The sequence below is a fragment of the Terriglobales bacterium genome (assembly GCA_035457425.1).
Taxonomy (GTDB): domain Bacteria; phylum Acidobacteriota; class Terriglobia; order Terriglobales; family Acidobacteriaceae; genus JACPNR01.
Map to the genome: position 1 here is coordinate 1 of DATIBR010000190.1, position 9,465 is coordinate 9,465.

Annotated in this window: 9 protein-coding genes; 2 read left to right on the top strand and 7 right to left on the bottom strand. The window is 66.1% G+C overall.

Annotation, left to right across the window (positions count from 1 at the left end):
• The 5 genes from VLA96_14920 to VLA96_14940 all read right to left on the bottom strand — a co-directional run.
• Window positions 1-1,067 (bottom strand): PQQ-binding-like beta-propeller repeat protein (locus VLA96_14920; protein ID HSE50497.1); only part of this gene is annotated, 1,067 nt, incomplete at its 3' end.
• Between the two features lie 135 nt (window positions 1,068-1,202).
• Window positions 1,203-1,889 (bottom strand): transposase, encoded by a 687-nt coding sequence (locus VLA96_14925; GenBank protein ID HSE50498.1) that lies wholly within the window; start codon window positions 1,887-1,889, stop codon window positions 1,203-1,205.
• A gap of 176 nt (window positions 1,890-2,065) precedes the next feature.
• Window positions 2,066-2,764: a hypothetical protein gene (locus tag VLA96_14930; protein HSE50499.1), complete on the bottom strand. Its 699-nt coding sequence runs from the start codon at window positions 2,762-2,764 to the stop codon at window positions 2,066-2,068.
• Complete coding sequence (locus VLA96_14935; protein ID HSE50500.1) at window positions 2,757-3,104, bottom strand: helix-turn-helix transcriptional regulator; 348 nt, start codon at window positions 3,102-3,104, stop codon at window positions 2,757-2,759. Before VLA96_14935 ends, VLA96_14930 begins: the two co-directional genes overlap by 8 nt.
• 258 nt (window positions 3,105-3,362) lie before the next feature.
• Complete coding sequence (locus VLA96_14940) at window positions 3,363-4,736, bottom strand: aminotransferase class I/II-fold pyridoxal phosphate-dependent enzyme (GenBank protein ID HSE50501.1); 1,374 nt, start codon at window positions 4,734-4,736, stop codon at window positions 3,363-3,365.
• A gap of 67 nt (window positions 4,737-4,803) precedes the next feature.
• Between VLA96_14940 and VLA96_14945 the strand changes: the two genes are divergently transcribed.
• Entirely contained in the window at window positions 4,804-5,400 is a 597-nt protein-coding gene (locus VLA96_14945) for a DNA-3-methyladenine glycosylase (protein ID HSE50502.1), read from the top strand.
• Between the two features lie 107 nt (window positions 5,401-5,507).
• A complete protein-coding gene (locus VLA96_14950) occupies window positions 5,508-5,924 on the top strand; it encodes a cobalamin B12-binding domain-containing protein (GenBank protein HSE50503.1) in 417 nt (138 codons plus the stop codon).
• A gap of 87 nt (window positions 5,925-6,011) precedes the next feature.
• Here VLA96_14950 and lon read toward each other — a convergent pair whose 3' ends face one another.
• Window positions 6,012-8,453 carry an endopeptidase La gene (gene lon / locus VLA96_14955; protein ID HSE50504.1) on the bottom strand — a complete coding sequence of 814 codons (2,442 nt, stop codon included), beginning with the start codon at window positions 8,451-8,453 and terminating at the stop codon, window positions 6,012-6,014.
• Window positions 8,454-8,602: 149 nt separating this feature from the next.
• Window positions 8,603-9,439, bottom strand: coding sequence for a prephenate dehydratase (gene pheA / locus VLA96_14960; GenBank protein ID HSE50505.1), 837 nt, complete (start codon window positions 9,437-9,439; stop codon window positions 8,603-8,605).
• Between the last annotated feature and the right edge of the window lie 26 nt (window positions 9,440-9,465).

A 9,465-nucleotide genomic window follows, 5' to 3' on the forward strand; every position in this document is an offset into this window, starting at 1 on the left:
TTCCCGGTCCTGGTCTCGACGGCATACAGGTGCCCGTTGTGCGCGCCGACGTACGCCAGCTCGCCCGCCAGCGCCGCTGACGAGAACATGTAGGCCTTGGCGTCGAAGTTCCAGCGCAGCCGCCCGGTGCGCGCGTCGAGCGCCATCAGGCGCGAGCTGTCGCTCGTCCCCACGTAGACCACGCCATCGCGCACCGCCGGCGTCCCGTTCACCCACGACTTGCTCGTCGGGTAGTCCCACTTCTTCTTGCCGGTCGCGGCGTCGAGCGCGTACACGTGCCCATCGCGGCATCCCACGTACACCATCCCGTCCACCACCGCGGGCGACGACTGGAAGCCCTCCTGGTTGTGGATCGCCGGGTCCACGCCCGCCTGGAACGACCACTTCTCCGCCCCGGTCTCGGCGTCGAGCCCGTACATCCTGCTGTCCCAGCTCCCGACGTACACCATCCCGTTCGCCACCGCGGGCGAGGCGTGCACCACGCCGCCGGTCGCGAACTTCCACAGCACCACACCCTTCGCGCCGTCCACCGCGTAGACGTTGCCGTCGCCCGAGCCGAAGTACACCTTGCCGTTCACCACCGCGGGCGACGAGATCCAGATGTCCCACGCGTCCGGGATGGTCTGCGTCGCCGGCTGGTACCCGTGCAGGTTCTTCGCCTCGAACTTGCGCTCGTACTCGGTGGCGAACACCCACTTCGGCTGCCCGGTGGCGAGGTCGAGCGCCGCCAGCGCGCCGCGCCCCGAAACGAAGTAGAGCGTCCCGTCGGCGATCGCCGGCGACGACGCGATCGGCATGCTCGACTTGAACTTCCACTTCTCTTTGCCGGTCGCCGCGTCGAGCGCGTGCATGTGCCCGTCGAGGCTCGCGATGTAGACCACGCCGTCGACGATGGCGGGCGAGGTCACGATCGGCCCGCCCGTCTTGAACGTCCACTTCACGCCCTTGAGCTGCTTCGGACCCGCGCCGTCATACACCCCGGTGCGCGCCACGTTGCCGTGGAAGGTGCTCTGCGCCCAACCCGCCGCCGCCCACAGCAACACACACCACAGCGCCTTCGATCTCATCGCTCTCTCCTCGGTTTTAGGGACACACGTCGCTGTAGGACTGACGCAGCAGCCGCCGATTCGTCACCGACTTGGTTCAGGTGGGCCCAGCCGCCCTGGGCCGGGCGTCAGGTGGAGCAGGCCTTCCGGCATGCGTTAAGGCGCGGAAGATGATCCGCGTTGCGCCGAGTCCGCAGGACGAGGGAGCGGCGGGTGGCCCAGGCAAACCGCCGACATTGTAGAAGAAGGGGTGCCCCAGACAAGCTCCGCTTGTCTGGGCGCGGGCGCTAGCCCGCCAGGTTCTTCGCCCATGCCGGTGGGAAGATCGCATTGACAGTCACCAGTCCTTCCGTCGCGCAGCGCGTAGGAACGAAAGCTGCTCCAGCGCCATCGCTCCGGGGAACTCACGAGGCCGCGCTTCACCGGATTGCGGTGCATGTAGCGGAGTTTTTCCGTCCGCTTCTTCTCGGTGAAGACGTTGAAGTCGTAGAAACGCGCCTGCCAGAAGACAGCGGGAGTCTCGGAGAACAACGCCAACTGGCGCGCAAGGGCGCGCTCGCGACGCAAGGCGGACAGGGCGCGGTGGGCCACCGCCTGCTTGAGCGCCTTGATGACGACCGAAAGGTTGCGGTGCTCGGGTTCGGAGACGAAGAGGTGGACGTGCTCGGGCATGAGGACGTATCCCACGACGGTGAACCGGTACTCGCAGCGGACCTTCTCGAGGACGCGAAGGAACAAGTCGCGCCGGCGGCCGGTGCCAAGGAGCGGCAGGCGACGGTAGCAGCTGAAGGTAATGAAGTAGAGGTCACCGTGGCCGTAAAAGCGCTTGGGGTGGATCGGCACGGGGAGAGCCTACTGCTGAATAAACCCGGCTGATCGGGGTTGCGGTCCTTGTTCTGGAATCGGAACAAGAGCGGGACGCGCCTGCGGCGCGTGCCCAGACAAAGAAAAGCGCTTTGTCTGGGGCACCCGTTCTAGTCACTGGGATTGTCTGGGCCACCCGCCGCCGCCTAGTACCGCTAGGCGCTCACTGCATCCACCGGCGGCGTGGGGATCGTCGTGCGCCGCGCCGCGCCCCAGAGGAATGGCAGTGCTCCCACCGTCGCCATCAGGCCGGGCGCCAATACCCACGTCATCAGGTACTGGTAGAAGCCCCACGCGGATGCCTTCATCAATTCGCTCGGACGAATCATCAGGGTAACGGCGATGACGAACAGCATCAGCGCCACCATGCTCAGGGACGGGAACAGCGCTGCGGTCAATCGCTGGCCGGGCCGCCCGCCCATCCGGCGCGACAACCACGCGCCCAGCGCGCCCGCGAGCACCACGGCGAGCATCCAGAGCACGAACTGTGCCACGGTCGCTGCGCCCACCATCCAGGAGAAGCTGAGGGTGGGGGAACTCATCGGCGGCGGCGTGTGACGGATGATCATTTGCGCCGCTTGCGAGACGAACAGTGCCAGCATCCCGGGCACCAGTACCTGCCTCGTGAAACTCATCGGACCCTCCTTCGCCTTCACGATCCTTCGGCCCAGCCGGTGCCAGTCGTCCACTTGCGCCAGCGCGAAGCCCTCCGCATCCGGACTGCCCGCCTCCAGCAGTTCGCGGTGACACTCCTCGAGGTGCGCCGCCACCTCCGCCACGACCTCGCGCCGCTCTTCGGGCGCCAGCTTCATCGCAGCCAGCTTCTCCGCGACGAGCTTTTCCCAATCAGGCATCGGCCAGCCTCGTCAGGCGCGTCATCGCCTTCAGGAACTCGCGCCACTCGCGCCGCATCGGCTCCAACTGCTTCCGGCCCTCCGGCGTGATGGTGTAGCTGCGCCGCTTGCGCCCGCTCGGCGCCGCTTCCCACTCGCCTTTCACCCAGCCCTTGCTCTCCATCGCGTACAGCACCGGATACAACGACGCGACGTCGAAGGTCACCACGCCCGCGGTCTGCTGCCCGATGCGCTTGGCGATCTCGTACCCGTGCAGCCGCCCCTCCGCCAGCACCGACAGCACCGCCAGTTCCGCGCTGCCCCGCTTCACCTGCGCCGAAAGTTTTGCCCGGCTCTTCATATATAGCGTTACTATATATAGCAACACTATGGCTGTGTCAAGCGAGACGAAAAGCCTCTTGACGAACTCTGGTTATTCGCTTTATATTCGCTATTGACTCTCCTCAAGAAAGACCCGTCGTGGTTCACGGTAAACCACGGTAAACCACGGTAAAACCACGGTAGAAATCACGGTAAGTTTTTGGCTATCTCATTCTTTATCAAGAACTTGGAGGCAGAAAGTCCAAAACAGGGGGGATGGGGGGTGCGATACCGTGGTTTACGAGGCCGCGGCGGTCAGGATCTTCCAGATCGGCTCGAGCCAGTCCTGGTGCTCGGGCTTCATCAGGACGGAGCGCAGGCAGGCGAGGGTGCCGTACTGGCGGGCGAGGTCGCCGGCGCCGGTGGGCGCGAAAAAGCGCTGCGGCAGCTCGGCGAGCGCGAGATGCAGGTCGTGCCTGGCGGCTTCGTGAAAGATGCGGCGCGCGCGCGTGGACGACTCGGCCAGGTCCTTGCCCCGCGCGGCCCACACCACGATGTCCAGCTCCGGCGTGAACGCCGAAGCGACGAACCGCTCTTTCTCATTCTTGATCTTTTCATGCAGCGCCAGCGCGGCCGCGCGCGAGCGCTCCAGCCGCTGCGCGAACTCGCCGCCCTTGGTGAGCGGCAGCAGCTTCTGCGTGGCCCAGAGCGCCACGGCCGCGGCGCCGGCGCGCGAGCACTCCAGCGAGATCTCGCCCAGGTGCAAGTCGCCCGAGCTGAAGTAGGTGTAGGGCGAATCGTGCTTGTAGAACTTCCCCACCGCCGGATCGCGGAACAGCACGCAGCCGCAGCCATACGGTTGCAGGCCGTGCTTGTGCGGATCGACGACGATGGAGTCGCACTCGCCGACGCGGTCGAAGGCGGCGCGCGCTTCCCTGCCCAGGTTCCCGGCCAGCGTGAAGTAGCCGCCGTAGGCCGCGTCGGCATGCAGCCGGAACTTGTGCTTCGCGCGCAGCGCCAGGATCTCCGGCAGCGGATCGACCGAGCCGGTCGCGGTAGTGCCGATCGTCGCCACGACCGTTCCCACGTCGCCGGCCTGCAGACGTTTTTCCAGCGCGTTCAGGTCCAGGCGCGCGTGGTCGTCGCATGCGACCGCTTCGAACTCCAGCTTCAGGACGCCGGAGATGCGCGCGTGCGTGTAGTGCGCCTGCTCGCTCGCCAGTATCTTCTTTCCCGGCGCCAGCTGTCCCGCGACCCACAGCGCTTCCAGGTTGGCGAACGTGCCGCCGCTCGTCAGGTGGCCGAGGAACTCCGGCGTCTTCCAGCCGAACATCGCGGCCAGCTCGGCGACGGCTTCCTTCTCCATCGCGGAGCTGGCGCGGCCGCCGTCGAGCGCGTGGTTGTTGGGATTGAGGTACATCGCGAGCGCGTACGCCAGCCGCGCGATGGGATGCGGCGGCTTCAGCATCTGCCCCGCGTACAGCGGATGGAAGTACGGAAAGTTGTCCTGCATGCGCCCGGCGGCTTCGAGCAGGATCGTTTCCATCGCCCGCGCATCTACAGGAGCGCTCTCGAAGGGCGGCAGCGCGCGGAATCCCGCGTCCAGCTTCTCGAGCGCGCGGCGCAGGATGGCAAGCGAGTCGGCGTCGAGTTGAGTCCTGGTCGCGCTCATGATCTACCGTAGAGACGGCCTTCTGGCCGTCTCCGCAGTGTAATGCACTCTGAAGGGTGAGAAGACGATGAAGAAAGCGATCGAGCACCTGAAGAAGTCCGACCCCGTGTTGCGCGCGATCATCACCCGGCTCGGCCCGCTGCCGGCGCGCTGGCACGAGCCCACCTTCGAGACCATGGCGCGCTCCATCACCTTCCAGCAGCTCAACGGCAAGGCCGCGAGCACCATCTACGGCCGCCTGGTCGCCGCCGCCGGCGGCAAGCTCACGCCCGACTCCGTGCTCAGGCTCTCCACGCGCCAGTTGCGCGCCTGCGGCCTCTCGAAACAAAAGCTCACTTACATCCGCGACCTCGCCGCGAAAACGAAAAGTGGCGACGTCGATTTCGCCGCGCTGCAGAAGATGAGCGACGCCGAGGTCATCGAGCACCTCACGCGCGTCAAGGGCATCGGCGAATGGTCCGCGCAGATGTTCCTGATGTTCGCGCTGCGCCGCCCCGACGTGCTGGCCTGCGGCGACTTCGGCGTGCAGGCCGCCATCCGCAAGCACTACAACAAGCGCAAGCATCCCAAGCCGAAGGACGTGGCGAAGGTCGGCCGCGCGTGGTCGCCCTACTCTTCCCTCGCCTGCCTCTACCTGTGGCGGTCCATGGATGTGAAGACGTAAGAAGCGAACCACAAAGGACACAAAGGAATCACAAAGGTTTTCCATCAGCGCCTTCGTGGAACCTTTGTGTCCTTTGTGGTTAAGGCTTTTGTTATTCTTGTTGAGCAATGGCGAATGAGCGCAAGATCCGCGTTTTAGTCGCGAAGCCGGGCCTCGACGGCCACGACCGCGGCGCCAAGGTCATCGCGCGCGCGCTGCGCGATGCCGGCATGGAAGTCATCTACACCGGCCTGCGCCAGACGCCGGAGATGATCGTCAACGCCTCGCTGCAGGAGGACGTCGACGTCATCGGGCTCTCGATCCTCTCGGGCGCGCACAACGCCATCGTCCCGCGCGTGGTCGAGCTGCTCAAGCAGAACAAGATCGACGACGTGCTGGTCGTCGTCGGCGGCACCATCCCCGAGCAGGACATCGACTTCCTGAAGAAAGCCGGCGTCGCCGGCATCTTCGGCCCCGGCACGCTGATGGAAGACATCATCACGTTCATCAAGAAGAACGTGCGCCAGCGCAGCGTCCCGGCGTAAGACAAAGCGCCGGCGAGTCGCCGGCGCCTGCCTCGAAAAGAAAAGCGCGCTCGAGAGCGAGCGCGCTGCAACTCCCCTGGTCTTCTTTCAGACGACTCTTGCCGCCGGAGCTTCGGCGATGTGGCGCTCGCGCTCCTCGGCGTCACGCTTTTCGTCGCGCGGCGTCTGCGGCAGCGCGATGGCGAGCGCTTCGTCGATGGTCGCGACGTAATGCACCTTCACGCCCTCGAGCTGTTCCGGCGTGATGTCCTCTTCCAGGTTCATCTGGTTCTCCGCCGGAAGGATCACGTCGTGCACGCCCGCGCGCTTCGCGGCCAGCACCTTCTCCTTGATGCCGCCGACCGGAAGCACGTTCCCGCTCAGCGTGATCTCGCCGGTCATCGCGGTGTACGGACGGACCGAGCGATCGGTGAGCAGCGAGACGAGCGCGGTCGCCATGGTGACGCCCGCCGAAGGACCGTCTTTCGGGATCGCGCCCGCCGGAACGTGGATGTGCAGGTCGTGGTCCTTGAAGAAGTCCTCGTTGATGCCGAGCGCGGCCGCGTTGGAGCGCACGTAGGTGAGCGCCGCCTGCATCGACTCCTGCATCACCTGGCCGATCTGTCCGGTCATGGTGAAGCCGCCCTTGCCCTTCATCTTGTTGACCTCGATGAAGAGCACGTCGCCGCCGGTCGGCGTCCACGCCAGCCCGACCGCGACGCCCGCGCGCTTGGTGCGCTCCGCGATCTCGGTATCGACGCGCACCTTGATGCCGCCGAGGAACTCGCGGATCACGTCGGGCGTGACGACCAGCTTCTCCGTCTTGCCTTCGGCGATGCGCCGCGCCTGCTTGCGGCAGATGGTGCCGATGTTGCGCTCCAGGTTGCGCACGCCCGCTTCGCGCGTGTAGTGCCGGATGACGAAGCTGATGGCTTCGTCGGGAAGCTCGATCTGCTCCTTCGCGAGGCCGTTCTCCTCCGTCTGGCGCGGCACGAGGTAGCGCCGCGCGATGTGCAGCTTCTCCTCTTCCGTGTAGCCCTGCAGCTCGATGATCTCCATGCGGTCGCGCAGCGGATCCGGGATCGGATCCAGCATGTTCGCCGTCGTGATGAACAGGACGCGCGACAGGTCGAACGGCACGTCGAGGTAGTTGTCGCGGAAGGTGGAGTTCTGCTCGGGATCGAGCGTCTCGAGCAGCGCGGACGCGGGATCGCCGCGGAAGTCGCGCCCCAGCTTGTCGACCTCGTCGAGCATGAACACCGGATCGTTGGTCTCCGCGCGGCGGATGCCCTGGATGATCTGGCCCGGAAGCGCGCCGATGTACGTCCTGCGATGCCCGCGGATCTCGGCCTCGTCGTGCACGCCGCCCAGCGACAGCCGCACGAACTTCCGCCCCAGCGAGCGCGCGATGCTCTTGCCGAGCGACGTCTTGCCGACGCCCGGAGGCCCGACGAAGCACAGGATCGGCCCCTTCATGTTCGGCTTCAGCCGGCGCACCGACAGGTAATCGAGGATGCGGTCTTTCACCTTCTGCAGGTCGTAGTGGTCTTCGTCGAGCACTTCCTTCGCCTTCGGGATGTCGACTTGCTCGACGCCCGAGGACTTCGCCCACGGCAGCACCGCGAGCCACTCCACGTAGTTGCGCGTGACGGAGTAATCCGCCGCCATCGGCGACATGCGCGCCAGGCGCGTGAGCTCCTTGGTGGCTTCCTTCTTCACTTCTTCCGGCATGCCCGCGGCTTCGATCTTCTTGCGCAGCTCCTCGACGTCGCGCTGCGTCTCGTCCTGCTCGCCCAGCTCCTTCTGGATGGCCTTCATCTGCTCGCGCAGGTAGTACTCGCGCTGCGATTGCTGCACCTGGTCCTGCACTTCGCTCTGGATCTTGTTGCGCAGCTGCTGGACCTCGAGCTCCTTCGCGAGGTGGCGGTTCACCTTCTCCAGACGGACCTTGATGTCAGGGGTCTCGAGCAGCTCCTGCTTGTCCTTGGTGGAGAGCGACGGCAGCGAGCTGGCGATGAAGTCGACCAGCCGGCCGGATTCCTCGATGTTCATCGCGACCGTCTGCAGCTCGTCTGACAGCGTGGGCGAGCCGGCGACGATCTGCTGGAACATGCCGAGCACGTTGCGATGCAGCGCCTCGATCTCCGGTGAAGTCTTCTCCGCGGGATCCGGGACCGGCTCGGCGCTGGCGCGCATGAACGGCGTGAGCTGCGAGTAGTCGGCAAGCTTCACGCGCTGGATGCCCTCGGTGAATACGAACAGCGACTGGTTGGGCATCTTGACGACCTTGTGCACGGTCGCCAGCGTCCCGATGTTGTAGAGGTCCACCGGCTGCGGCGAGTCGACGCGCGCCTCGCGCTGCGCGACGACGACGATGGTCTTGTCCTCGCCCAGCGAGTTGATGAGCTGCACGGAGCTCTCGCGCCCGACCGTGAGCGGCAGGACCGCGTGCGGGAACAGCACGGTGTCGCGCACCGGCAGGACCGGCAGCTCGCGCGGGCCGGTCAACGGCTTGGTCGACGCGCCGATTGCATGGGTTTCACTGGCCATGGGAGTCCTTCATCCTCTAAGACTGCGTCAGGAAGACTGAACAATAGATGAGTCTGCCCGGCTAAAGGGTGCAGACGCGCCCCGAGGCTCCGGAGCCGAGGGATTCTACGCCCGCGCACGGCAGCTTTCCACCATCGGAACCAGCCGATCTAACGCGCGGCAGGATAGATCCCCAGCAGCTTCACGAAATCGCATATCTCGCTGAGATGCCGCAGGGCGTTGCGGGAGGCCTGGTCGCGGCCGCGCAGGATGTCGACGTAGAAGACGTATTCCCACGGCCTGCCCTTCACCGGGCGCGACTCGATCTTGCTGAGGCTGAGGTCGCGCAGCGCGAAGACTCCGAGGGCCTTGAAGAGCGCGCCCGCGACGTTCTTCACCGCGAAGGCGAGCGAGGTCTTGTTGGCGCCGGGAAGGACCTTCTTCCGGCGCGAAACGAGGAAGAAGCGGGTGAAGTTCTGCTTGTCGTCTTCGAGGCCGGCCAGGAGGATGCGCCCGCCGTACTCGGCCGCGGCCTGGCGGCTGGCGATGGCCGCGGCGTGTCCGCGGCCCTCCTCGATGATGTGCTTCACGGCGCCGGCGGTGTCGTAGAACGGCACCGCCCGGATGTTGGGATGGCTCCGGAAGAACTCGCGGCACTGGTCGAGCGCGACGGGATGCGAGAGCACCTCGCGGACAGCGGCGAGCCTCACGCCGGGAGCGGCGATCAGGTTGTGGACGATGCGCAGGCGCGACTCGCGCTGGATCCAGAGGTCGCGCGCGAGCAGCAGGTCGAAGTGCTCGGCGACGGAGCCGGCGAGCGAGTTCTCGATGGGAATGACCGCGGCGGCGGCGCGGCCGCGCTCGACCGCGTCGAACACGTCCTTGGAGGTCGCGCAGGCCAGCACGCCGGCGCGCGGCAGCAGGCGCCGCAGCGCCTCGTGGCTGAACGCGCCTCGCTCACCCTGGATCGCGACCTTCATCTGGTTGTCAGATGCGGGTTCAGGCACGCCAGCAGCTTACCTTCAGGAGCTCA

Bases quoted from the DNA above. Each gene is read 5' to 3' on its own strand.
- VLA96_14930 (HSE50499.1), bottom strand. From the start codon at position 2,764: ATGCCTGATTGGGAAAAGCTCGTCGCGGAGAAGCTGGCTGCGATGAAG.
- VLA96_14935 (HSE50500.1), bottom strand. From the start codon at position 3,104: ATGAAGAGCCGGGCAAAACTTTCGGCGCAGGTGAAGCGGGGCAGCGCG.
- VLA96_14940 (HSE50501.1), bottom strand. From the start codon at position 4,736: ATGAGCGCGACCAGGACTCAACTCGACGCCGACTCGCTTGCCATCCTG.
- VLA96_14945 (HSE50502.1), top strand. From the start codon at position 4,804: ATGAAGAAAGCGATCGAGCACCTGAAGAAGTCCGACCCCGTGTTGCGC.
- VLA96_14950 (HSE50503.1), top strand. From the start codon at position 5,508: ATGGCGAATGAGCGCAAGATCCGCGTTTTAGTCGCGAAGCCGGGCCTC.
- lon (HSE50504.1), bottom strand. From the start codon at position 8,453: ATGGCCAGTGAAACCCATGCAATCGGCGCGTCGACCAAGCCGTTGACC.